This is a genomic window from Kamptonema formosum PCC 10802 (assembly GCF_000332335.1).
Taxonomy (GTDB): domain Bacteria; phylum Cyanobacteriota; class Cyanobacteriia; order Cyanobacteriales; family Oscillatoriaceae; genus Oscillatoria.
In genome coordinates, this window is sequence record NZ_KB235948.1 from 4486494 (window position 1) to 4509991 (window position 23498).

At 54.3% G+C, this 23498-nt stretch carries 16 protein-coding genes; 10 read left to right on the plus strand and 6 right to left on the minus strand.

The window, feature by feature from the left end; translation table 11 throughout:
• The first annotated feature begins 33 nt into the window (after window positions 1–33).
• Window positions 34–1149 carry a DNA cytosine methyltransferase gene (locus tag OSC10802_RS0119505; protein ID WP_017718450.1) on the plus strand — a complete coding sequence of 372 codons (1116 nt, stop codon included), beginning with the start codon at window positions 34–36 and terminating at the stop codon, window positions 1147–1149.
• 182 nt (window positions 1150–1331) lie between these two features.
• Here OSC10802_RS0119505 and OSC10802_RS0119515 read toward each other — a convergent pair whose 3' ends face one another.
• The 3 genes from OSC10802_RS0119515 to OSC10802_RS0119525 all read right to left on the minus strand — a co-directional run bounded on the left by OSC10802_RS0119515 (window position 1332) and on the right by OSC10802_RS0119525 (window position 3571).
• Entirely contained in the window at window positions 1332–1637 is a 306-nt protein-coding gene (locus OSC10802_RS0119515; RefSeq protein WP_017718452.1) for a hypothetical protein, read from the minus strand.
• Window positions 1638–1750: 113 nt separating this feature from the next.
• Window positions 1751–2812, minus strand: a complete 1062-nt coding sequence (locus OSC10802_RS0119520) for an ABC transporter permease (protein ID WP_017718453.1) — start codon at window positions 2810–2812, stop codon at window positions 1751–1753.
• A 243-nt stretch (window positions 2813–3055) separates the two neighbouring features.
• On the minus strand, window positions 3056–3571 hold the full coding sequence (locus OSC10802_RS0119525; RefSeq protein ID WP_017718454.1) for an adenine phosphoribosyltransferase: 516 nt from the start codon (window positions 3569–3571) through the stop codon (window positions 3056–3058).
• Here OSC10802_RS0119525 and OSC10802_RS0119530 point away from each other — a divergent pair.
• From OSC10802_RS0119530 to OSC10802_RS0119545, 4 genes are all read left to right on the plus strand, one after another.
• Complete coding sequence (locus OSC10802_RS0119530) at window positions 3570–3872, plus strand: hypothetical protein (protein WP_017718455.1); 303 nt, start codon at window positions 3570–3572, stop codon at window positions 3870–3872. The genes OSC10802_RS0119525 and OSC10802_RS0119530 overlap by 2 nt on opposite strands.
• 110 nt (window positions 3873–3982) lie before the next feature.
• Window positions 3983–4588, plus strand: coding sequence for a DUF3038 domain-containing protein (locus OSC10802_RS0119535; protein ID WP_017718456.1), 606 nt, complete (start codon window positions 3983–3985; stop codon window positions 4586–4588).
• A complete protein-coding gene (locus tag OSC10802_RS0119540) occupies window positions 4585–5931 on the plus strand; it encodes a DUF4335 domain-containing protein (protein ID WP_017718457.1) in 1347 nt (448 codons plus the stop codon). The genes OSC10802_RS0119535 and OSC10802_RS0119540 overlap by 4 nt, the downstream gene beginning before the upstream one ends.
• Before the next feature lie 742 nt (window positions 5932–6673).
• On the plus strand, window positions 6674–12961 hold the full coding sequence (locus tag OSC10802_RS0119545) for a CHAT domain-containing protein (RefSeq protein WP_017718458.1): 6288 nt from the start codon (window positions 6674–6676) through the stop codon (window positions 12959–12961).
• Window positions 12962–13129: 168 nt separating this feature from the next.
• Here the strand turns inward: OSC10802_RS0119545 and OSC10802_RS0119550 are convergent, their stop codons facing one another.
• Both OSC10802_RS0119550 and OSC10802_RS0119555 read right to left on the minus strand, forming a co-directional pair.
• Window positions 13130–15094 (minus strand): hypothetical protein, encoded by a 1965-nt coding sequence (locus OSC10802_RS0119550; RefSeq protein WP_017718459.1) that lies wholly within the window; start codon window positions 15092–15094, stop codon window positions 13130–13132.
• 595 nt (window positions 15095–15689) lie between these two features.
• Window positions 15690–17420, minus strand: a complete 1731-nt coding sequence (locus OSC10802_RS0119555; protein WP_017718460.1) for a DUF655 domain-containing protein — start codon at window positions 17418–17420, stop codon at window positions 15690–15692.
• Between the two features lie 346 nt (window positions 17421–17766).
• On the opposite strand from OSC10802_RS0119555, the gene OSC10802_RS0119560 reads away from it, so the two are divergent.
• The gene (locus tag OSC10802_RS0119560) at window positions 17767–17949 is read left to right on the plus strand and encodes a hypothetical protein (RefSeq protein WP_017718461.1); all 183 of its coding nucleotides are present in this window, start codon (window positions 17767–17769) and stop codon (window positions 17947–17949) included.
• 382 nt (window positions 17950–18331) lie between these two features.
• Here the strand turns inward: OSC10802_RS0119560 and OSC10802_RS0119565 are convergent, their stop codons facing one another.
• Complete coding sequence (locus OSC10802_RS0119565; RefSeq protein WP_155968093.1) at window positions 18332–18631, minus strand: hypothetical protein; 300 nt, start codon at window positions 18629–18631, stop codon at window positions 18332–18334.
• Between the two features lie 178 nt (window positions 18632–18809).
• Between OSC10802_RS0119565 and OSC10802_RS0119570 the strand changes: the two genes are divergently transcribed.
• From OSC10802_RS0119570 to OSC10802_RS0119590, 4 genes are all read left to right on the plus strand, one after another.
• Window positions 18810–19211: a DUF7682 family zinc-binding protein gene (locus tag OSC10802_RS0119570; RefSeq protein WP_026098639.1), complete on the plus strand. Its 402-nt coding sequence runs from the start codon at window positions 18810–18812 to the stop codon at window positions 19209–19211.
• 152 nt (window positions 19212–19363) lie between these two features.
• Window positions 19364–20569, plus strand: coding sequence for a cysteine desulfurase family protein (locus tag OSC10802_RS0119575; RefSeq protein ID WP_017718465.1), 1206 nt, complete (start codon window positions 19364–19366; stop codon window positions 20567–20569).
• A 1096-nt stretch (window positions 20570–21665) separates the two neighbouring features.
• Complete coding sequence (locus tag OSC10802_RS0119585) at window positions 21666–22394, plus strand: DUF1995 family protein (RefSeq protein ID WP_017718467.1); 729 nt, start codon at window positions 21666–21668, stop codon at window positions 22392–22394.
• 120 nt (window positions 22395–22514) lie between these two features.
• The gene (locus tag OSC10802_RS0119590; RefSeq protein WP_017718468.1) at window positions 22515–23258 is read left to right on the plus strand and encodes a metallophosphoesterase; all 744 of its coding nucleotides are present in this window, start codon (window positions 22515–22517) and stop codon (window positions 23256–23258) included.
• The last annotated feature ends 240 nt before the right edge of the window (window positions 23259–23498 follow it).

Below are 23498 nucleotides of genomic sequence, written 5' to 3' on the forward strand. Positions count from 1 at the left end.
TGCAGTTTTCCCCGTCAGGTTGCAGGTGATTCGATGAGTCAGAGCAAGAGCGTGTTCTCCTTTTTCGCCGGCACCGGCTTCCTCGATTTAGGCTTCGAGTTGAGTGGCTTCAACATTGTCTATGTTAACGAAATTAACCCCCAATTTACGAAAGCATACTGCTATTCCCGGCAGCGCCTTAACTTGCCGGTGCCGGCATACGGTTGCTCTGAAGAAAACGTCACTAACCTGACTGAGGGAGAAAATCAATCACGTCTCAAAGAATTGATCCTGGATGCCCGCACGACTTACGAACTTGTCGGCTTTATAGGTGGCCCGCCCTGCCCGGACTTCTCTATTGGGGGCAAAAACCGGGGCAAGGAAGGCGAGAACGGTAAACTCTCGGCAGCCTACATTGAATTAATTTGCCGGCAGCAGCCCGACTTTTTCCTCTTCGAGAATGTCAAAGGACTGTGGAAAACCGCCAAACACCGGGCTTTCTTTGATGAGCTTAAATGCCGGCTTGAAAGCGCCGGCTACCTCTTAACAGAGCATTTAATCAACGCCCTAGAATATGGCGTTCCGCAAAACCGGCACAGAATTATTCTCATCGGTTTCAAGGCTGATCTATTACGCAGCAGGGGAATTCCAACCCTCCATGAAGGGGCTTTTCCTTGGGAAAAGCATATTAAATATCCCAAAGAGAAGGTTTTCTCTTCCCGTTGGCCAAAGACAGATCGCTTCGAGGAAGATAGCGAGCTCCCCTGTCCTGAAGGCATCCTTCAAGAATTGACGGTTGAGCACTGGTTCCAGCAGAACGACGTGCTGAACCATCCCAATGCTGAGCATTATTTTAAACCGAGAGCCGGCATCAAGCGATTTGCTTCCGTGGATGAGGGCGATGACTCAAAGAAGTGTTACAAGCGGCTGCACCGGTGGCGCTACTCCCCAACGGCTTGCTATGGCAATAACGAAGTCCACCTGCATCCCTACAAAATTCGCCGGCTGTCAGTGGCTGAAGCCCTAGCCATTCAATCTTTACCGAAAAACTTTGAGCTCCCACCCAACCTTTCCCTGACCACTATGTTCAAAACAGTGGGAAACGGTGTGCCCTACCTGGCCTCCGAGGCACTCGCCCAGACTATTCTTGATTTTCTGGGAGCAAATTAGTGCAACTGACAGCTGCCAGCAAAAACCCGGTTTCTCAGCCCCGAAAATCCCAGAAACCGGGTTTCTGCGACAAATTTTGCTTCTCCCCCGAAAGATTTAATCAGAAACCCGGTTTCTCAGCCCCGAAAACCCCAGAAACCGGGTTTCTGCGACAAATTTTGCTTCTCCTCCGAAAGATTTAATCAGAAACCCGGTTTCTCAGAACCCACGACGGTTAAAAACTCAATTTTCGGCAACAGTGGCTCCTGGACAATCCCCACACCGGCAAACCCCCACCGCTGTAGCAACCCCTTTAGCTGAGAGCCGGCGATTGACTCCACGCCAAACTTATCCCCGACACCGGCACCGTGGGTGTTGAGATAGCTCAGGGCGTCAAAATGCTCCCGAAACATCAGCAAATAGCCCGGTCCCCCACTGGTTTTGGGGTGAGCCGCGAGATAGCTGCCGTCAGTTTTGGAACGGACCAAATAGTAGATTTCTGAAAACATATTTCCTAGCCTGCATAAGCGAGAGAGTAACGCCCCCTCTCTGTTAACCAGAAACCGGGTTTCGCCGAAGTTACCCGGTTTCTTATGCTCTCATTAGGCGCTTTTACTCCATTCTAATTCATATCTGCCAGCTTAATGCGGGGATCGGCGAACTTGAGCAGCAAATCTGCCAGGAGATTGCCCAAAATCAGCATCACGGCACCCATCATCAGACTGGCCATCACCAGATATAAATCTTGGGTGTTCACCGCCTGCAAAATCAGCCGGCCCAAACCGGGCCAATTGAAGAAAAACTCGGCAATGAACGCCCCGCTCAGCAAGCCGGCAAACTCAAACCCCAGCAGGGTAATCAGGGGATTGATGGCGTTGCGCAGGGCGTGGACATAAATAACCCTGTTTTCTGGGAGCCCCTTGGCGCGAGCGGTGCGGATGTAGTCTTGGCGCAGCACGTCCAGCAATTGGCCCCGCGCAATCCGCTGCAGGCCGGCAAAACTGGTGACGCTGAGCGCCAGGGTGGGCAAAATCATGTGCCAGCCAATATCCACCGCTTTGCCCAAAGGGGTGAGTTCGGCGTAGTCAATGCTCGTCATCCCGCCCACCGGGAACAAAGGCGAGGTGTTTTGCGCCAGAATTAGCAGCAGCAGCGCTGTGATAAAGCTGGGAAATCCCTGACCGGCATAACTGATCACTTGCAGGAACCTGTCAGTCCAGCGATTTTGGTTCACCGCGCCGACAATCCCCAGGGGAATGGCAATTGCCCAGGTGACAATCAGCGAGGAAATTGCCAGCAGCAGGGTGGCCGGTATTCGCTGGCTAAGCAGTTCTGCCACCGGTCGCTGCGTGGCAAAACTGATGCCAAAATCCAGTCGGGTGACAATCCGCCACAGCCAGCGCAGGTACTGCTCAACTGGGTGTTTGTCTAACCCGAAATTGACGGTGAGCTGTTTAATTGTCTCCGGCGAAATCTTGGGATTCTGCTTGAGGGTATCTAAATAATCCCCTGGAGCCAGCTGAATAATCGCAAAACTGAGTGCCGAAGCCAGGAGCAGCGTCACGAGCGCCTGCAGCAGCCGCTTCACCACATAGAGAAACGTCTCGCTAGTGAGCGCCCCCACCAGCCCTTCCCAAAATGATTCCAGCCCCCCACTGACAGATGAAACCTTCGCAGAACTCATACCCTTTTTCGTACCCTGCTAATTTTTAATTCTTCACTCCTCACTTCTAGCATTTCTAAATGATTTGTGAAAGTCTCTGCCTGCTCCTTCCTTGGCGCTCTTGGCGTCTACCCTTCGGGAATCCGCTGGCGCGTCTATGGCGGTTTATTTTTTAAAAAATCACTCTTCAATTAGAGCCGCTATATAATACAGTATTAGCCATTAGCCATTAGCCAGTGACCAATGACCAATGACCCATCCCCCCTAATACTCAACCAGCGCCACCACCGGCACGCCCTCGGGCAGTTTCTGACGCCCGCCCAAGCCGGTCAGCTCGATGACGAAGCTGAAACCGACGATCTCGCAGCCGGCCAGCTGCAACATCTCGGCGGTGGCTTTTGCCGTGCCGCCGGTGGCCAGCAGGTCGTCAGCCACCAGCACCCGGCTTCCGGGCAGCAAGGCGTCCTGGTGCATTTCCAGCCGGTCTGTGCCGTACTCTAGCTCGTACTCGACGAAGTGAACTGCAGCCGGCAGCTTGCCCCGCTTGCGCACCGGCACGAAGCCAGCCCCCAGTTTGTATGCCAGGGGCGCTCCAAAAATAAAACCTCGCGACTCCATGCCCACAATGCAGTCGGCTCCCAAACCGGCACATTTTTCCGCCATCGTGTCTATGGTGTAGCGCAGCCCCTCCCGGTCTCGCAGGAGGGTGGTGATATCCCGAAACATAATTCCCGGTTTGGGAAAATCTGGAATGTCGCGAATCAGAGACTTCAGATCCATGAGTTTATCAGTAAAAATTGTGATGGCTGTCCGCATCTGTGGCGCACTGCCGGTTGGCAAACCGCCCACCGGCATCCCGTGCCGACGCGACAAAAATCCTACACTAGAATTTACCACCGGATCAGCGCCGGCATTCAAGACTTTGCTGACTGCCCCTGCCCACTTCTTCGTGCCCCAGCCCGAAACTGCTGATCGGGATAAGATTGTCTGCTCGGCAAGTCCGCAAATTTTTCAGGCGGGAGAGCCGAACTGCCAACCCACTTCGGCTTATATGCGGCGCAGGTACTACATTATAGCATAAATGTCAATACGGCGAGTCAGGATTTTTTGCTGGCCAGCCGTGAGAAATTCCATATCGCCCAGTTTAGTTTATCCTTCCAGGCAGCAAGCATGCACGGTTCTCTAAGCGTAATGCCACCGAACAGTCCAACCGATACGTCCAAGCCGCTGATTTTGGACAGTCTGCCCGACCCGCAGATAGCCGAACACGGCTGTCCGCGCCGCACCCGGTTGCAAATAGATTTGATTCTACTGGCCATAGAAGCCTTGAATCTCAGAGGCTCAGAAGAAATCCTCGCTGCAGCGAAAGAACTGGAGCTGCAGGAGATTATCCCCAATCGGGTGATGCTGTGGCGGCTGCGCAGCACGAACCCGCTGCGCCGTTACAGCCAGCGCCGCCCCCTGAAGTTGCAGGAAGCTAAGGCCCTGGTGGCGATCGCCTGCCACTTGGCCCGCCGGCAGACGGTGACGGTGCGCCAGTTGCTGCTGGACTACAGCCAGCTGCTCGACAAGCAAATCCCGCTGGACAATCACTTGCGGCTGTCGGATTACCTGGAGCGCTTCCGGGCTCACTTCCGCAGCCGCATGAACCCACGTCGCGCCGGCGTGCTGGTTTACAGCACGGAAGAAAAGTTAAACCAGCTGGCTCTGGATCTGTTGGGCCAGTTACTGTTCTGCACCGGCACGAGGGGAATGCTCAGATTTTGGATCGCTCTGTTTGACGGGGAGGTGCTATGACGATTCGACGCCAGTACAATTTGCCCAACTGCACTCTGATTTTAGACGGGCTGAGCGACAGCCTGATGGCGAGTCCGTCAGACGCCCGCCCGCTGATGTCAATGTTAGTCAATGTCGAGTGCCGGCTGGCCGGTCGAGACAGACCGCTGACGGGAGGGCGGGAGTTTTTGGAGGGGTTGGTGACAGCAACCAGCCGCTACGCTCAGGAATTTTTGAGTGGGGTGCCCCACCCGGGCGACGAAAACGGTCGCACGCCACTGGTGCGGCTGCAAAAAATTGCTGGGAATTTGCACCGGCTGACGGTTCAGTCGGGGGCGCGGATTGGGGAGTCAGGGGAAAGTCTTTCGCCGGTTCAGATTGATTTAACCACTGTGCAGCTGTTCGATTTGGTGGAGGCGGTTGACCAGTTCTTTGCGGACAGCCGCACTCTGCCAGATATGTCGCTGCAGCTGATGCCGGTTTCTAAGAGATATGCCAGAACCTACGAACCTCTGGCGAAACGAGCTATGCCGGCAGCGATTGGCCTGTCCAGTTTAGCTGCCGCCGCGATTGCTTTCGCTTTGATGCCGGTGCCTCAGGTGCAAAGAGGGGGCGAGCCGGCGGCCCAGTCTAAAACTGAATCAATTGCCACAACTGCCACACCCTCGCCTGAGTCCAAGAACCCCAGTTCAGCTTCGGATCTGGATGCGGCGCTGGCAACTGTGCCGGAAATTACCGACCCGATCCAGCTGGAAGATTTGAAGTCGAAACTGTACAGCAAAATCGATGCGTCTTGGAAGCGAGAGCCTGCGCTGTCTGAGGAGGAAATTTACCGCGTCGGTGTGGGCGCTGACGGGGCGGTTGTCGGCTACAAGCCGGTGAATGAAGCAGCTATTAATGCTAAGGAAACGCCGCTTAAGGATTTGATTTCTATTCCCCCTGAAGGGGGTGCGGTGAAGGCGATCTCTCTGGCTCAATTCCAAGTTGTGCTGACTGCCGGCGGGGTGGTGCAAGTCACTCCCTGGCAGGGGCAGCGCACTTCTGTTAGCTCGCAGGCAGACATTACTGACGCAACGCTGCTAGAAGAGTTGCAGCCAAAATTATTCGACGAAATTGACAGAAACTGGCAAACTCGTCCGACCTTTGACCGCGATTTAGTGTTCAAGGTTGGGATTACTAAAGATGGGGTGATTGCAGATTTCACGCCGGTGAATCAGCCGGCTGCTGATTTTGTTCAGGAAACTCCCCTCCCCAGTTTGCGCCAGCCCGGAGCAGCCGGCACTCAGGAGCCCCTGGGTCAGTACAGGGTTGTTTTCACGCCTGCAGGAGTGCTGCAAGTCAGTCCTTGGGGCGGATTGCAGTAGGGGAGTGTGGCTTTTTTTGCTGGGATGCCGGGGAACCCCACCCCCAACCCCCTCCCCGTGAACGGGGAGGGGGCTTTTTTATCCTCGTTATCCTCCTTCCCAGGCTCCGGCTGGGAACGAGGGCGCGGGAGGCTCCGCCTCTAACCCACTACGTTAGTGCTATAGCAGTAGGCACTTAGGTTCGTACATTTCGGCCTCTTTTGCACCCCCGCACTCCGGCTCCTATTGTCCTAACCCATATTACTACTGGGATATAGACGTAGGTACGGCGTCCGCCGAGACTGAAGGTCTAATGTTTTAACCCAAGTGAATACTGCTATATATCTAAAAGCCGCCAGGATATCTTGACAAATCCTGCTTTATGTGCTGTGCTGCGCTCCGCATATTGCAGATTGCCAACAGTAAGTAAGATCGGAAGCGCGAGACTGCGGCACCCCAAAGACTGAACCGCGCAAATGGCAGATTTCCAACAGTAAGCGAGCCAAGTCATCTGGGAAGCCGCCGGCGATCAATTTCGCCCCTCACCCTGTTAATTACTGTCGTTCGCCTGATAAATTGCAGATTGCCAACAGTAAGCGAGCCAAAATTTTTTCTCTGAAATCTGGCTTCCTTGCCGTGAGGCGGGCGAAACGCCCCGGAATGAAAGACTTTGATAAAAAGAGGAAGGAGAGCTTGCCAAGTGGGAAAAATTAATGTAGATTGAGAAATATTAGAAGACGCGCAAATCGGGGTTAGATACTTTATGAAATTCGCCGCAGGCTCATTGAGGTCGTTGCTGGTAATACTTCCTTTTGTCGGCTCACTAGCAGCCGCCAAACCGGCACTCTCCCAACCCGTCGCGCCGGCACCCGACGGCACCGGCACGGCAGTCACTTCTGAAGGCAATACATTTAACATACAAGGCGGCTATCTGTCAAGAGATGGCGCGAATCTTTTCCACAGTTTCCAGAAATTTGGCCTGAGTTCTGGGCAGACGGCCAACTTTCTCACCAATCCCGATATCCGCAATATTCTGGGGCGGGTTGTTGGGGGCGACGCTTCTTATATAAATGGGTTAATTCAAGTCAGTGGCGGGAATTCTAACCTTTTCTTAATGAACCCCGCCGGCATCCTATTTGGCCAAAATGCCAGTTTGAACGTGCCGGCATACTTCACCGCGACAACAGCCACCGGCATTGGGTTTAGTTCGGGGTGGTTTAATGCGGTGGGCAGCAATGATTACAATATTTTAGTGGGGACTCCGAGTGCGTTTAATTTCGCAAGATCACAGCCCGGGGCGATTGTCAATGAGGGGAATTTAAGCTTAACATCTGGGAACAGTCTAACCCTGTTGGGGGGGACAGTGATAAACACCGGCACCCTGACAAGTCCTGGGGGTAATATTACCATTACGGCAGTGCCGGGTGAGAGCGCGGTGCGGATTTCTCAACAGGGGCATTTGTTGAGTTTGGATATTGAGCCGGTGGCGTTAACAGGATCTGAGGTTCCGGCGGGACTACAACCTCTTTCTTTACCGCAATTGCTGACCGGCAGACCAGATTTTGGCCACGCCTCGGCGCTGAGTGTGAATGAAAAAGGCGAGGTGTCTCTGACGGGTTCTGGGGTGAGGGTACCGGCATCAGGGGGGATAGCTGCCGGCAATATTGACACGAGTTCTGAATCAGGGGATGGCGGGGCGATTACCTTGAATGCCACATCAGATATTATAACAGGTTATCTGCGGACAGCTTCGTCGTCGGGCACCGGCAGTGGGGGGGATATCACCCTGAACAGCAGTGCCGGTGGGATTAATACGAGTGCCGGTGCGTTAGATTCCAGTTCGGTTGAGGGGAATGGGGGGAATGTTACCCTGAGTGCTTCAGGGGATATTAAGACAGGTGAAATATCGTCGTTTTCGTGGGGCACCGGCAGTGGGGGGAATATCACTCTCAATAGCAGTGCCGGTGGTATTGATACTGCCTTGGGCGGGCTATCTTCTGATTCAAGTCAGGGAAATGGCGGTTCTGTCACCCTGACGGCTTCTGGGGATATTAAGACAGGTAACATCTGGTCGAATTCTTCAGGCACCGGCAGTGGGGGGAATATCACACTCAATAGCAGTGCCGGTGGTATTGATACTGCCTTGGGCGGGCTATACTCTTCTTCAAGTCAGGGGAATGGGGGTTCTGTCACCCTGACGGCTTCTGGGGATATTAAGACAGGTAACATCTGGTCGAATTCTTCAGGCACCGGCAGTGGGGGGAATATTACACTCAATAGCAGTGCCGGTGGTATTGATACTGCCTTGGGCAGGCTATACTCTTCTTCAAGTCAGGGGAATGGGGGTTCTGTCACCCTGACAGCTTCTGGGGATATTAAGACAAGTGACATCTCGTCGTATTCTGATGGCACCGGCAGTGGGGGGAATATTACACTCAATAGCAGTGCCGGTACGATTGATACTACTTTTGGGCGGAATGATCTGGGAAAGCTAGACTCTTCTTCAACCCAGGGTAATGGGGGCACACTCACCCTGACTGCCAGTGGGATCGTCCACACAGGCAACCTGAATTCTTCTGGCTTGTTGCGGGGGGGAAATATTACCGTCACTAGCCAGTTCAATAATGTCATCAACGGGGGATACCTAAACTCCGATTCAGAGAAGGGCACTCGGGGCCAAATCACCCTAAATGCTTATACCGGCAGCATATCCACAGGAAACTTCAGCGGTTCGCGGAATATCACAATTGCCGGGGATGGCAAAGATGATGCCTTCAATACGAACTCAGATGCCAGCGTCACTTCCGATGCGGACAAAATTAACACTCGCAGCGGGGATGTCACCCTGAACGCTCACAATGATATTACCGTCAGTGAACCCATTAAAACTTCTTCAGTTTCCAATTTAGCACTCAATGCCGGTCGCAGCATCAACATCAACGCCGACATCGATACCTCAGGCGGGAATGGCAATATTACTTTGCGAGGGAACAAGAACGAAGCTAACCCCAATTATCGCGAATCTGGCCCTGGGAATGTTACAATGGCACCGGGGACTACTTTGAATGCAGGCAGCGGCAACATCGCGATACAATTAGGTACGCTTGGACAAGTAGGCAACATCACTCTGAGCAATATAAACACCACTGGCTCTCTCACAGTCAATGCCGCAACGGGGAATATCCTGCGCAGCTCACCTGACTCGTTAATTACAGCTGGGCGTGCTTTATTTCAGACCTCAACATTAGACGCAGGCGGTATTGGTTTGCCGGCTGAACCGCTGCGCATCAGCGTCAACAATTTAGAGGCAACTGCGGGAAGTAGCGGGGCGTTTTTCGAGTCTCCCGAACTGGGAGTAACGGTGGGTGGCGCAACCGAATTACCTGTCGGGATTGTAGCATCAGGTGGGGGTGACGTTTCGCTACGCGCCGCCGGGGACATCGCAATTGTCGGACCTGTCAGCACTGCTAGCGCCTCATTTGGTAATGCGGGGAATATCATTTTAAAGAGTACCGGCGGTGCCATTGATACCAGGGCGAACACTCTCAACTCAAGCGCCGCACAGGGGAATGGGGGTTCTGTGACTCTGACGGCTTCTGGGGATATTAAGACAGGTGATATATTCTCGTCTTCTAATGGCACCGGCAGTGGGGGGAATATTGCCCTCACTAGCAGTGCCGGTGCCATTGATACTGCCAATGGCAGGCTACAGTCTGATTCAGATCAGGGAAATGGGGGTTCTGTCACCCTGACAGCTTCTGGGGATATTAAGACAGGTGACATCGAGTCGTATTCTAATGGCACCGGCAGTGGGGGGAATATCGCACTCAATAGCAGTGCCGGTGGGATTGATACTGCCTTGGGCTGGCGAGAATCTTATTCACGTCAGGGAAATGGGGGTTCTGTCACCCTGACAGCTTCTGGGGATATTAAGACAGGTGGCATCTCGTCGTCTTCTGATGGCACCGGCAGTGGGGGGAATATTACACTCAATAGCAGTGCCGGTGGGATTGATACTGCCTTGGGCGGGCTATACTCTTATTCCAATCAGGGGAATGGGGGTTCTGTCACCCTGACAGCTTCAGGGGATATTAAGACAGGTGACATCTCGTCGTCTTCTGACGGCACCGGCAGTGGGGGGAATATCGCACTCAATAGCAGTGCCGGTGGGATTGATACTGCCACTAGCGGGCTATCCTCTTTTTCAAGTCAGGGAAATGGGGGTTATGTCACCCTGACTGCTTCTGGGAATATCACGACAGTTGGCATCTTGTCGTATTCGTCAGGCACCGGCAGTGGGGGGAATATCTCCCTCAATAGCAGTGCGGGTGCCATTGATACTGCCTTGGGCAGGCTCTCCTCTTATTCAAGTCAGGGAAATGCGGGTTCTGTCACCCTGACTGCTTCTGGGGATATTAAGACAGGGCGGATTCAGTCAATGGCGGGCTTTGAACAAAACCATAACTCTGAAAACTCCCAGGTGGAATTCACCGCAATTCCTGGCAGCACCGGCACCGGCGGAAACATCACCATCGAAAGCACCCGTGGTGGGGTAAATACCAGCACCGGCTCACTCAACACCATGTCTTCCGGAGGAATTGCCGGCGATGTTACAATCAATGCTGCCGGACACGTCGAAACCGCAGGCATCCGCTCAGACGGCTTATCGCTTGGCGGCAATATTAGCATCCACAGCGACAGCCCAAATAGTATCAGTGTCGGCAGCAACCTAGACACCCATTCTGACAGTGGCACTGCCGGCGATATCACCTTATCGAGTCCGGGTAGAATTACCGTAACGGGTGACATCACCTCCTACGGAAAAACAGAAAGTGGGGACATTACTGTTACCAGTAACAGCAATACCGTCACCACAAATTATATCAAAACTCAATCGGAAAATGGGCCGAGCGGCAATATAACCGTCAACGGCAACAGCATTGCCACCGGCAACCTCGACTCCATCGGCAGAGATCAGGCGGGTAATATTGAAGTGACTGCCGGCGGGAACGTCACGACACTTAATATACAATCTCGTGCGGAGTCAGGAGATTCTGGTAATATTGGCGTAGAAGCCGGTGGCGATATCAGCACCGGCAACCAAACCACCACTTCCACCAACGGCAATTCCGGCAACATCACCAATACTGCCGGCAACAACATAACAACTGGAGACTTAACCAGCAGCGCCACCAACGGCAATTCCGGCAACATCACCAATACTGCCGGCAACAACATAACAACTGGAGACTTAACCAGCAGCGCCACTAACGGCAATTCCGGCAACATCACCAATATTGCCGGCAACAACATAACAACTGGAGACTTAACCAGCAGCGCCACTAACGGCAATTCCGGCAACATCACCAATATTGCCGGTGGCAATATAACCACCGGCAACCAAACCACAAGCGCTATTGGCGGAACTGCCGGCAACATCACCAACACAGCAGTTGGCAGCATTACTGCAGGCAATATCACCTCCACCGGCACCAATGGAAGTGGTACTATCACCCTCAATAGCGCCACCGGACAAATTAACACGGGTGCAGTTCACTCCGATACGGGAGAAGTGAATATCAATTCAGGGGTTAACCCACTGCCGGTGCCGGTTCCCACAAACCCCGTGCCGGTATCTTTCTTAACCCAAACTGTGCCGGTGCTGACTAACTCCTTAATTCAATCAGTGTCTGCTAACAGCAGCACCAACCCCAACGTATCCAGCAGCCAAACTTACAGCAACTCCAACAGCAGCACCAACATCAGCAACAGCAGCAATTCCCAAAAACTCTTAGCAAGCATAAGCGTGTTAAACAGCAGCTCTCTCGCGGTGATCGCACCGGAAGCAATCGCAATGCTAGAGCAACGCCGGGATAAAGAATTTGCCGATTACTTCGGGCAAAATCTCTCCAACCAACTGACCTCTCCAGAAAGTATCCGAGACGCTCTGTCAACCATTGCTTCCCAAACCGGCAACCGCTCTGCTATAATATATGTGACGGCATTTACCGACCAATTAGAGCTGGTAGTGTTCACGCCAGAAGGGCGGCCAATACGCAGGGCTGTTCCGGAAGCAAAGCGTGAGAAACTGCTGAAAGTGGTCAGCAATTTTAGCGAAAAAATTACGGCTCCCCGCTACCGGGATTATAGCAGCTATTTGCAGCCGGCAACTCAACTCTATCAGTGGCTGATTGCCCCAATCGAGCCAGAATTGCAAGCCGCTAAAATTGACACCCTGCTGTTCAGTATGGATGCGGGGTTGCGGGGATTGCCGGTGGCGGCGCTGCATGACGGCAAACAGTTTCTCGTCGAAAAGTACAGTCTCGCTTTAATACCCAGCGTCAGTTTAATGGACACGCGCTACCAATCCCTCAAGGGGGCGCGAGTGCTGGCAATGGGCGCTTCGGAATTTCGCGACCAAAATCCCTTGCCTGCCGTGCCGATGGAGTTGCAAACAATCGCGCAGCAGCTGTGGCAAGGTCAAGCTTTTTTGAACGAAGGTTTCACCCGCAACAATCTCAACGATAAACGCCATAATTATCCTTATCAGATTCTTCACCTAGCTACACATGGCGAATTCCAACCCGGAGAAATCAAGAATTCTTACATTGCGCTGTGGGACGAAAAGTTGCGCCTGGATGAACTGAGCAAGCTGCGCCTGAACAATCCGCCGGTGGAGTTATTGGTGCTCTCCGCCTGTCGCACTGCAGTTGGCGATGAACAAGCGGAATTGGGATTTGCCGGTTTCGCCGTAGCGGCGGGAGTCAAGACAGCAGTAGCCAGTTTGTGGTATGTTAGCGATGCGGGAACCTTAGGGCTGATGGCGGAATTTTACCAGCACCTGAAAGATGCTAAAATTAAAGCGGAGGCGCTGCGTCAAGCACAACTGGCGATGATTCGGGGAGACGTGCGCATAGAAGAAGGTGAGTTGCGCCAAACAGGGATTCGTACCGGCGTTTCTCTGCCGGCAGAATTGCTCAAGGAGGGCAACCACAATCTCAAACATCCCTATTATTGGTCTGGTTTTACCATGATTGGCAGCCCGTGGTAAGATAGCCCAGCCCAGAAACCGGGTTTCTGGCAAAAACCTGGCCTCTCATCCGAAAGATAAATTCAGAAACCCGGTTTATCTCTAGAAACCGGGTTTCTGGAAAAAATTTTGCCTCTCACCCGAAAGAAAAATTCAGAAACCCGGTTTCTCAGCCCCGCCAAACAAAATTCATCGCGTCGCGTAACCGAGCACAGTCGTGGGGGCGAGGGGCTCGATATCCCGGTCGAACCCCCCCACTTGATTGGTGCGGAGCCCCCACAAAGCAGCCCCATGCTGCAACAAAATACCGGCAATTGTATCGTGCGCCCGCCGGGGAACCATCGTCCGCCAGGTGGTTACCACCTTAATCACAGTGCTGCGTAAATTATCCTCGCCATTCTTACTAATTCCTGCTAACTTGTCCACCTGTTCGCGCCAGTCAGGCACGACAATTCCTAAAGGAACTAAATTGATTTCCAGCGATTGCGCCAGCTCCACCAACTTCCAAAATCGCAGCGTTTGCTCGTCATCCGCATGAGACAGCAGCCATTTTTGAATGTCAGGGTTAGACTTCCGTTTTTCCTGCATTCGCTGAATCGTCGCATACAGCGCTTGATTCGAGTCTTGCACGCAAGACGTCACCGGCGTCACCACCGACGCGCCGGTGCCATCCCCGATGCGGTATCGCGCCGCCATTACATCCAGCTGCCAGCAAAATTCCTCCATCGGTGACAGTTTAATGCCACCAAAGTCGTAATCGTCCGTAATCGCATCGAATTTTATGATAAAATCGCAGATAGGTCGATCTCCCAGCCAGCCCCTCTGCAAATCGCCCAGATAGTTACACCATTTTATCCTCCCCGCCACAATCCCATCTGGGTTGTGGGCGTAGACTTGCCGGTATTCAATATCAAAGCGCAACTCGCCGGTGAAGGAGTCGCGAACAACATCAGCCACCCCATAAGCAAAATGGCCGGTGACAATCCCAAATTTTATCGGGTCGCCTTTTTTGCCGCCAATCCCGCCAAAGGCGTGCATTACAATTGCCGTGTCCCCTTCTTTCCAGCGCGAGATCGCCTCTCTCTGGCTTTCTGATGCCGGCGCTAAAAGTACCGTTTTTGCCGTGCCTTTTCTAGCGGGAGTATTTATCCAATTATCCCACAGCAGATATTTCTGGCAAGCCAGCAAACCCAAACGCACTTCATCCGGTGCCGGTGCCGGTTTTTCAGCATATGCGGGAAGCGCCGGCACACTCCACTCAGCCGCACCCACGCGCACGATCGCGCGGGGTTCAATCGCTCGGGTGACAAACACCCCATCGCCATCTCTTTCGCCATAAATGTACCAGCCGTCTCCATTTACCGGCGACTTTTCAATCAGGCGATTCGTCGATCTTCGCACCCCCTGCCGGTCGGGCGGCACTTGTGGAATGCGAATCATTTCAAAAGCCCCATCAAATTGCCCAGAAACTTTGTTATAATGGCGGACAAGGAAACGGTCGCTCCCCTGAACTTCCGGTCGCAAAATCGTCACCAGAGCGCAGATGCGACCGCTAATTTGCACGGGCTCGCCGCCGATCTCTAACGCCAGCCAGCCACTGCTTCCGTCCCGCACCACCTGCGCATCTTTTAGCAGAACAATCATATCATCTTGCGGGCGGGCACCGGCAAGCGACTCCAGCGGTCCCACCCGCTCCCAGTTATTCAACCTCACCGGGTGCACATTGCCAGATTTTTCGCTATTTATAGCCTTTTGGGTGAAGCAGACATCTCGCGTCACCGCACTGACAAATTCTCGAACTTTTGGGTCATTGCGCCACCGCAACCAGACCGTCTTCCCCACCAGCTTCTCACACGCAGGAGGGGCGCTGTGCACTTCAAACAGCACCGAATCCTCCAACCGGCGCTGCTCCAATGCCGGCAAAATCAGGCGACCAGTCCACAAGCCTACTGGCTGGTAAAACTGCCGCGCCGCAGTTCGGTCCCGCTCGATCTGCTGCAGCAGATCCGCTGTCATTGGCTCCACCGGCTCCACTGCTGGCTCAAACTCCCAGCGCTTCCCCCCAAGGAGTTGGGAAAGCTGCCGGTGATGAAAAATCACGAACAGAATGCCCGTCAGAATCAACAGCCCTAAAATCAGGTTGATATGGATCACAGTTAGACTAGAGAGTAGAATTGCGAAAGAGTAAAGATAGCACTTGGCCGGTGAATAGAGTCAGGGCTGCTAACCCCTTCCCTCACTCACCGGCGGAGAAAGGGGTGGGAGTATCCCATTTTTGTAATCCCCCTCACCCCCAACCCCTCTCCCATAAGGGGAGAAGGGAGAATTCTTTATTCTTCCCCCCTCTCCCGCTCTTGTAAAGACGCGATTTATTGCGTCTGGGGTTAGGGGGGTGAGGGTGACAATCTTTGCAAAAATGGGATGCTCCCGAAAGGGGTTGCCTCACCCATTTTAAACCGGCTATCATCGAAAACACGCAGTCAAACACACAGGCAAACACCATTAAGTCCCACAGGGCCAGCGGTCAGAAACCAGGTTAATTTAAGAACCCAGGTTTCTAGATGTTCAGTTTATTCCCCTCGTTTCGGGGCGGAGGGGGGAGAATCCGCTTTTTGCAAAAATTCCCCTCTTTCCGGGGGGCGGCGGGACGCGCCCCGGAAAGCCCCGGAACGCCCCGGAACGCCCCGGAACGCCCCTCGGTCAGCTCTGCCTGCTTTCAGGGGAAAAGCAGCATTATTCGCCTAATAGCTTACCAAGTCACCCGGTCTTTTAACTGCTCCAGCAGCTTTGGCCCAACCCCTGGCACCCGATCCAAGTCTTCCAGAGATGCAAAGGGTTTTTCCTGCCTTGCGGCGACAATCTGCTTGGCCAATTTCGGCCCAACTCCCGGCAGCGCCTGCAATTCTTCCAAACTAGCGGTGTTGAGGTTGACTTTCTCACCGGCAGTCAGTCCCGAATCAGCCGGCTGTCCCATGCCGGCATCCCCTGGCGGGCACTGTTCCTGCTGCGCCTGGATTCTCCCCTGAATTCGGGGCGGAACCCCCAACTGGGCACCGGCATAAAGTCGCTCAAATTCGCGGACATAATGTGCCGCCACCGTGGGGTTGCGAATCACTAAAACCGTCTCATCATTCCCGGAATTCGCCGCGTCCGACCAATTGTGAGAGCCGGCAATCACAGTTTCCCCGTCTACAATACCGAATTTGTGGTGCAGCAAATCTCCCTGAGGCAGCACCGGCACACCCACCGTCGCAATGGGACGCGCCCAAGGCCGGTTGCCCGCTTCGTACCGGCACATATCCCCCAGGGCAACCCCCATCATATCCAGCGCCTCACTGTAAGTTCGGTAAGCAAAATCCGGGTCAATTAACGCCCGCACTCGCACCCCCCGATCGTGAGCGCTTTCCAGAATATTCCCCAGCTGCTGTTCCGAGAAAACAAACAGCGCCAAATCCACAGAGCGCAGACTTTCAGCTAAAGTCTTCCCAATCGTACCGTTACTGCTGTCGCTCCAAGGCACCGCCTTGCTGCTGGGGGAAAATTGCACGGCGACGGTGCCGGTGCCCACAGGGAAAACCTGCGCCGGTCGAAAGGGCTTTTTAATGCCAAATTTGCTGTCCGGCTTGCCCTTCGGCCCATCCCCCCACATCAGGTTAAATTCCTGCTCAAACACAGCCGCCACTTGGGAGCTGTTAATTTTTAGCAAATTGTTTGGGTTGCCGCGACTGGCCGGTGCTGAAAAATCTCCGTAAATGTCGCTGCTGGTAAAATTAGCGGAGGTAACAATCACTGTTGCGCCATCGACAATCGCAAATTTGTGGTGCATCAAACCGCTGCCTTTCGAGCCATCCGCCGTATCGTCAATCACCGGCACCCCTCCGTCGCGCAATATCACCAGCGCGTCTTTCTGGTTTATTTCTTCGGAACTCAGCTGCCCATCCCCATCGATATCTGCTAACTTGACGAATTCATTATAGCGCTGGCGCTCCCGATCTGGCAGCTGGCTCACCTCAGCCGGTTTGAACTCCGACCAAGGCCGGCTGTAAGAATTTTCCAAAATCACTCTCACCCTGACACCGGCTTTTTTCCGCGCGGCGAGAGCAGCAGCAATTGCCGGCAAGCGCAACTCCTGAACCGCCACATCGACCGATGAGCTAGCCCCCTCAATCGCGCTGAAAATCAGCCGCTCAAAGTCATCCCCTTTGCGGGCAATCTTCCGGTACGGTTCAGTAAATTCTGCCGCTCGGTTTTGATTCATGTAAACCTGAATGTCCGGGTCTTGAGGCAAAGGACGTTCTGGCACGGCGCTGTTTTTTCCCTTAAATACCGTCAAGAGCGATCCTATCCCCAGCAATCCCAGAAAGCCCAGCAATACCGAGACAGCCAGCTTCTTGCTGTTCCCTTTGGGCTGTTGAGATGCGGAATAGAAGTTTCGATTGGAGTGCGAACGGTCGCCCCGGTGCTGCGCAGGCATGATCATTCCTCCGTACAATTCAAATTTTGTCTTTTATCTGGCGTTGCTCCAAAATTTACTCATCACAGCTTTTTTCCTTTCCCGCCCGCGACGGGCGTGGCGAAAACCCGTCCCCAAAACCCTTATTATCCGCTGGAATGAGTCTCTATTGGAACTGATTTCAGCAAGCCGGCATCACTGAGCGGAACATAGCCCTTGTTAGAAACCGGCGTTCTTAAAGAAGCCTGGTTTCCAGATGCTCTGTTTATTTGTGCCGTCCTACTTATAGCGGTTTTCAGTTGGATAAAGTGCGCCCCAGAAATCCGGTTCTTTTAAGGAACCGGATTTCTCAGTCGCTCACTGTTGAAACGAGATGCGATTCTTTGACCTTTGGTTTGAAAAGGAATTTGTCACGGCTAAAAATTTTATTGTTAATAATATCATACAGCGCTTGCCCGTCTTCCGGCCAGCGGAACCGGCACCCCCGGTGAGCGCGGCTGCCGGTGGCAAGCCAGGGCTGGCCCCCTCAGGCCCTTTGCCGGTTGCCCAGCCCTAGAAGCAGCGATCGCCGGCTCCCTTTACCACAAATGTTCAATGTTTGCAGCAAGGACTTCACAGCCCTCACCGCCGTCCCACTGCTGCCGGGCGAGACCGGCGCACTTTCAGTGCTACAATTGTGTGACAAATCTGAACTCTAACTCCGAGCCGGGATCGCAGGCGGGACGCCCGTGCCGGCTTTGGGACGCGCGAAAAAAATACGCTTGATTGCTTCTAATTTAATGAGACAGGGGTTAAGCAAAAGATTGGAATTCAAGCGTCAAGTTAGATAACTAATCAAAAGAAATATCAGACGTTTGACCGGGGTGCGCCGCCTGCCTGCTGGGGGAATTTCATCAGGGGCGCTTCCTCTGATAGGCTGGTAAAAAGAAATGTTGGAGTCAGCTTCCCCGCTTAGCTCGCAGCTTTGGCGGGCGGGCAGGGCAGTAAGGATTGCCACCTGAAAGCCTGCCTTGAGTGAACGGCTTACCTGGCGCAGTCAAATTCTGGAAAAACAGGAGAGAGCGCAGCCACGAGCCCCCACCGGCATTGCCCGCTGCGCCCTTGGGGGCGCTTTTGCAGCGAAAAGCGGATTCATCCTTGCTGTGCGACATCGCTTGGCTTTGAGGGGGGCGGAAACCTTCCGCAGAGCAGACGCCCCCAGAAGTCAGAGTCTCCCCATTTCCCAAGGGGAGAGTCAAGACAACCTCTAAATGTAACGGCGATTGGAAAGTTAAAGTAAGATTAATGTTATGAATTGCGATCTTTCAGCCAGCGGACAGATGGCACGTCTCGTCGGGCCGCCTCGATGACGCCCAATGTCCGAGCGTGCAGCGGCAGTGTTACAGGTGGGTGGCTCTGAACCAACACGACTGTTTTATGCCTAGAAGAAAAAAGACATTTCCGTGTGGACATCAAGGGTACGGTCAAACCTGCCATCGCTGCGCACAAGCAAGCGCAGCGCGGGAGAGAGCTGCCCAACAGCGTGCGGAAAAACGACAGAAAAAACAGGAGTGGGAAGAGTCATTTGCGCAAGATCCCATCGATCTGAGAAACCTGCCAGATCATGTGGTGGTCAAGGCGCGCACCATCATTGCTAGCTTAATGACGAGCAGCAATTACAGAGAATTTGGCGGGAAGCGGCTGCGCCACAATCGCTTCATCATCAGTATCCCTGTAACCCGCAACTACCGCATGCTCTGCCGCGACTGCGGCAGCTTTCTGGTGCCGCAAGAAGTTCTCTCCCACGAGGAGTACAATGTCTGCAAACCAGGGGGTTAGGGGAGCCGGTGCAGCGCGAAAGCGGGCGAGGCAGTTTGAGGGCGGCAGCTACCCGAGGCCGACTCCTTCAAAAAGTAGATTCACCGGCTCGTTTGAAGTTCTATGCTGGAAACAGAGAGCCGGTCTAGAAGCGTTCCATCGCTGGAGAAATCATGCAAATTTACCTGGATCACAGCGCCACGACGCCCGCGCGCCCAGAGGCTATCGCCGCCATGCAAGACGCCCTCACCCAACAGTGGGGCAATCCCTCCAGCTTGCACGAGTGGGGGCAGCGCTCCGCCACAGTGATCGAACGCGCCCGAATCGGGGTCGCCGGTTTGCTTTCCGCCCCGCCAGAGTCGATTGTCTTTACCTCTGGGGGCACAGAGGCCAACAACTTGGCCATAATGGGAGTGGCCAGACGCTACACCGCACCCCAACACATTATTATATCCAGCGTCGAACACTCAGCTGTGGCCGGCCCGGTGGCCTGGCTGGAGCAGTGGGGCTGGCAGGTGACGCGGCTGAAAACCGACACCGGCGGGCGGGTGAATCCCTGTCACCTCCAGGAAGCCCTGCGCCCCAATACCGTTCTGGTGTCCGTAATCTACGGACAGAGTGAGGTGGGCGCAGTGCAGCCGGTACAGGTGCTCGGCGACATCGCTCGCGCTCACGGCGTGCTGTTCCACACCGATGCGGTCCAGGTTGCCGGTCGCTTGCCGGTGGACGTGCGCTCGCTGCCGGTGGATTTGCTCTCCCTGTCGGGCCACAAAATGTATGGCCCTCAGGGAGCCGGTGCCCTTTATGTCCGCCCCGGCGTCGAGCTTGTTCCTTTGCTCGGCGGTGGCGGGCAGGAATTCAAGCTGCGCTCCGGAACCCAGGCGGTGCCGGCGATTGCCGGGTTTGGCGTCGCCGCTGAGCTGGCGGCGCGAGAAATGCCGGTGGAAACCCCCAGACTGATGCGCCTGCGAGATCGCTTGTTTGATCGGCTCGCCGGCACCCCCGGACTCATCCCCACCGGCGACCGCCTGCACCGGCTCCCCCACCATGTCAGTTTCAGCGTCATCCCCCCTGGGGGGGATGAGTCAGTCACCGGCAAAACCCTCGTGCGGCAGATGAACCTAGCTGGGATTGCCATCAGTGCCGGTGCCGCTTGCAGCAGTGGCCAAGTCACCCCCAGCCCCATCTTGCAGGCGATGGGCTACAGCGAGACAGCGGCAAAAGGCGGCATTCGCCTCACCCTGGGCAGAGACACCACCGAAGCCGATGTGGACTGGACAGCAATGGTGCTCAAGCAGGTTTTGGGCCGGCTGATGCCGGAGGCTGCCAGCAGCAGCCGATTCGCTAACGCTTGCCGAGGGATTCTATACTTTGCTTAAGGCAGCCGGCAATAGCCCGAGAACCAAAGGCCGGCGGTTGCCTTGAAATGGGGAGCCACCTTACCCTGAAAACCATGATTGTGGGTGGACTTCTCTCTCGTTTGGATGCCGTTTTTTTTTATTTTATAGAGCGGTAAACGGGATCTAGACTGAACTTTAAATCGGGCTGAAATTTGACTGCTGGCATGGCTTGATACGCCCCCGGGTTGAGAGAGTCTCTCAACTTATGTATTTGTTAAAAACTGTTAAAGGTTGTTAGCAAAAAAGTCTCGGCGGCTTGAGTTATAGCAGTATTCACTTAGGTTAGAACATTAGACCTTCGGGGCAGGCGTCCCGCCTGCCCTACGTCTATATCCCAGTATAGCAGCAGTCATATTGGTTAAAACATTAATGACATGGCTTATGGGGCTCATGCGCATCGGGCTCATGCGCATGGGAAAGACTCACAGCTTTTGCGTGATGCCATGCATGCGTGATGCCCTAAACTCACTGTCTATTGCTATATTAGCCTAACAGCTTATGTACCAGGACTGTCTGGAGCTGTGTTCTGGGGAAAAAGTAGAAATCTCTTAAGCTTTCCCACCGAGGCGCACTGGAGAACCCCTTCAAAAATCGATTGGGTGAGGCAGGGGCTGGCGGAGGCGAGCTGCCAGCTGCGACCGGGAGGGGATTGCATCTATTGCTTTTTTCAAGCTGGAATGCGAGAGAAGTGACCCAAGAGTGGGATGGGATGAGAGCTGTGATGGAAGAAGCGCTTCCAGAGGGGAAACTAAATATAGCGTTTCTCATCCTTTGTGAGGTACTCATAAACCCGGTTGCTTTAAGAAACCGGGGTTATGGCCAGAGTTCATCCAACGGAGAACCGCTATATATATAGCAGGTCGAAGTGAAAGGGGATTGTTTTAAGAAACCGCTCCCTGCCTGCCAGCGCCAAAGGAAGCAAAGAGAGAGGATTTTACAAAGAAGTTAGAAGGCTAAAGCGGTAGCTGAGGCGGAAATGGCAGGGGAAATTTAAGGGCGGGTTGAGCGGTTCGCCGGCGGAGACAGGATCGCATAAAATAACACCAAGCGAGTGAGGTTGAGAGAGCGACAGACAATGGCTGAACTACCCAAGGATATAGACGAGGCAATAGCCCAAGCCCGAGAAGCCACCCAAGCCGCCCTGGCGGATGGCTGCCGCCGGCTGCAAGTGGAGCTGGTGTTCCCCGAACTGAAAGTCCAGCCGGTGGCGGAGAAATTTCTGCCGGCGCTGGAGGATTTTGGCGAACGCCTGAAAGTGTATTTCCCCGATGCCGGTGCGGCTGCCCTCGCCCGCCGGGACTGGGGCCAAAAGCCCTATGTGATTCGCGGCATGAGCGAGATCAAGGGGCAAATGCAGCCGGAGGACGAAATTTTTCTGTTCGTGGAGCCTTCCTCGATAGAAGTGAGCCTGCTCGAGAAGATGTGCGAAGAAGCAGGCGATCGCCCGGTGGTGCTGCTGCTCCCCAGTCTGGAAAACGTGGCCACGATCGGCATCGGCTACGCCGCTCGCCAGCTCAGGGAGCGCTTCCTCAACACGCTCGAGTCGTGCTACCACATCAGACCCCTGCAGGGAGCGGCGATCTTCCGCTGCTACCCTTACCCCTGGCAGGTTTGGCGAGAAGCAGGCGACAGCTGGGAGCTGATTTCCGAAACGCCCCAAAAGCCGGTGGGAGATGTCTTGGAACAAATTCTGCAAGGCGGGGGAAGCGCCACCGGCTCAGAGGAATTGCAACCGCAACCTATGCCCAAGCGTCAGGGGCTGGTAGCAGGACTGAAAAGTTTCCTGCGAGCCCTGAATCAGTAACTAAATCTTACAATAAAATTAAGCGGCTCCTGCCGGTAGCGCGGGGAAAGCGCTGGAAAGCGCTGGGCAATCCAGACTCGTCCGGAAGCGCTACACCGCATTTTTAGCCCGAGAATTTCAATGAGAGAAACTACCCCCCGGCGCATTTTTATCGGCGACGTACACGGTCACTATGATGGCCTCATGGTTCTGTTGGAGTCGATCGCCCCAGGAAAGGACGACCGGGTTTATTTCCTGGGCGACTTAATCGATCGGGGCCCAATGAGCGCTAGCGTCGTGGAATTTGTGCGGCAAAGTTCCTACTCTTGCGTGTTGGGCAACCACGAGCAACTGTTGCTCGATGCTTTCCCCAACGGACGCCAGCACAACCCAGCAATGGCAGCATGGCTTTACAGCGGCGGAAAAGCGACACTGGCGAGTTACCGCAAAGACACCGGCAAGATGCTGGAACACCTTGAGTGGATGCGAGGGCTGCCGGTCTACCTAGACTTAGGGGATATCTGGCTGGTTCACGCCGGCGTCGATCCGCAACTGCCGCTGGACAAGCAAACGGCTGATCAATTTTGCTGGGTGCGGGATGAATTCCACCGCATCACCAAGCCCTACTTCCCCGACAAACTGATCCTCACCGGGCACACGATTACCTTTACCCTGCCGGGAGTCGCCCCCGGAGAGCTGGCTCAAGGCCCGGGGTGGCTGGACATCGACACCGGCGTCTATCACCCCCTCAGCGGCTGGCTGACCGGCGTGGACATCACCAATGGCAAAGTCTATCAAGTCAACGTCTTGCAGTACATCATCCGCACCCTGTCCCTGGACAAGGTGGCGAAGCCGATTCAGCCTGCGAAACAGTTGGCTCACTAGAACCAGGAACAAGCCACGGCAGCAGATATAGCAGCAGTCATATTGGTTAGGACAATCGGAGCTTCGGGAGCTGGGGATCTCGGGAGCAAGGGAGGCCGGAATGTACGTTCCCTAAAAGCCTACTGCTATATAGACGTAGGGGGGGCGGGACGCCCCCCCTGAAGGTCTAATGTCCTAATCTAAGTGGCTACTGCTATAGAAATAGTCATATTGGTTAAGACATTAATGGCGTAGGGATAA

Coding starts and splice junctions, on each gene's coding strand:
- OSC10802_RS0119505 (WP_017718450.1), top strand. CDS start 34: ATGAGTCAGAGCAAGAGCGTGTTCTCCTTTTTCGCCGGCACCGGCTTC.
- OSC10802_RS0119515 (WP_017718452.1), bottom strand. CDS start 1,637: ATGTTTTCAGAAATCTACTATTTGGTCCGTTCCAAAACTGACGGCAGC.
- OSC10802_RS0119520 (WP_017718453.1), bottom strand. CDS start 2,812: ATGAGTTCTGCGAAGGTTTCATCTGTCAGTGGGGGGCTGGAATCATTT.
- OSC10802_RS0119530 (WP_017718455.1), top strand. CDS start 3,570: ATGAGTTTATCAGTAAAAATTGTGATGGCTGTCCGCATCTGTGGCGCA.
- OSC10802_RS0119525 (WP_017718454.1), bottom strand. CDS start 3,571: ATGGATCTGAAGTCTCTGATTCGCGACATTCCAGATTTTCCCAAACCG.
- OSC10802_RS0119535 (WP_017718456.1), top strand. CDS start 3,983: ATGCCACCGAACAGTCCAACCGATACGTCCAAGCCGCTGATTTTGGAC.
- OSC10802_RS0119540 (WP_017718457.1), top strand. CDS start 4,585: ATGACGATTCGACGCCAGTACAATTTGCCCAACTGCACTCTGATTTTA.
- OSC10802_RS0119545 (WP_017718458.1), top strand. CDS start 6,674: ATGAAATTCGCCGCAGGCTCATTGAGGTCGTTGCTGGTAATACTTCCT.
- OSC10802_RS0119555 (WP_017718460.1), bottom strand. CDS start 17,420: ATGATCATGCCTGCGCAGCACCGGGGCGACCGTTCGCACTCCAATCGA.
- OSC10802_RS0119560 (WP_017718461.1), top strand. CDS start 17,767: ATGCGATTCTTTGACCTTTGGTTTGAAAAGGAATTTGTCACGGCTAAA.
- OSC10802_RS0119570 (WP_026098639.1), top strand. CDS start 18,810: ATGCCTAGAAGAAAAAAGACATTTCCGTGTGGACATCAAGGGTACGGT.
- OSC10802_RS0119575 (WP_017718465.1), top strand. CDS start 19,364: ATGCAAATTTACCTGGATCACAGCGCCACGACGCCCGCGCGCCCAGAG.
- OSC10802_RS0119585 (WP_017718467.1), top strand. CDS start 21,666: ATGGCTGAACTACCCAAGGATATAGACGAGGCAATAGCCCAAGCCCGA.
- OSC10802_RS0119590 (WP_017718468.1), top strand. CDS start 22,515: ATGAGAGAAACTACCCCCCGGCGCATTTTTATCGGCGACGTACACGGT.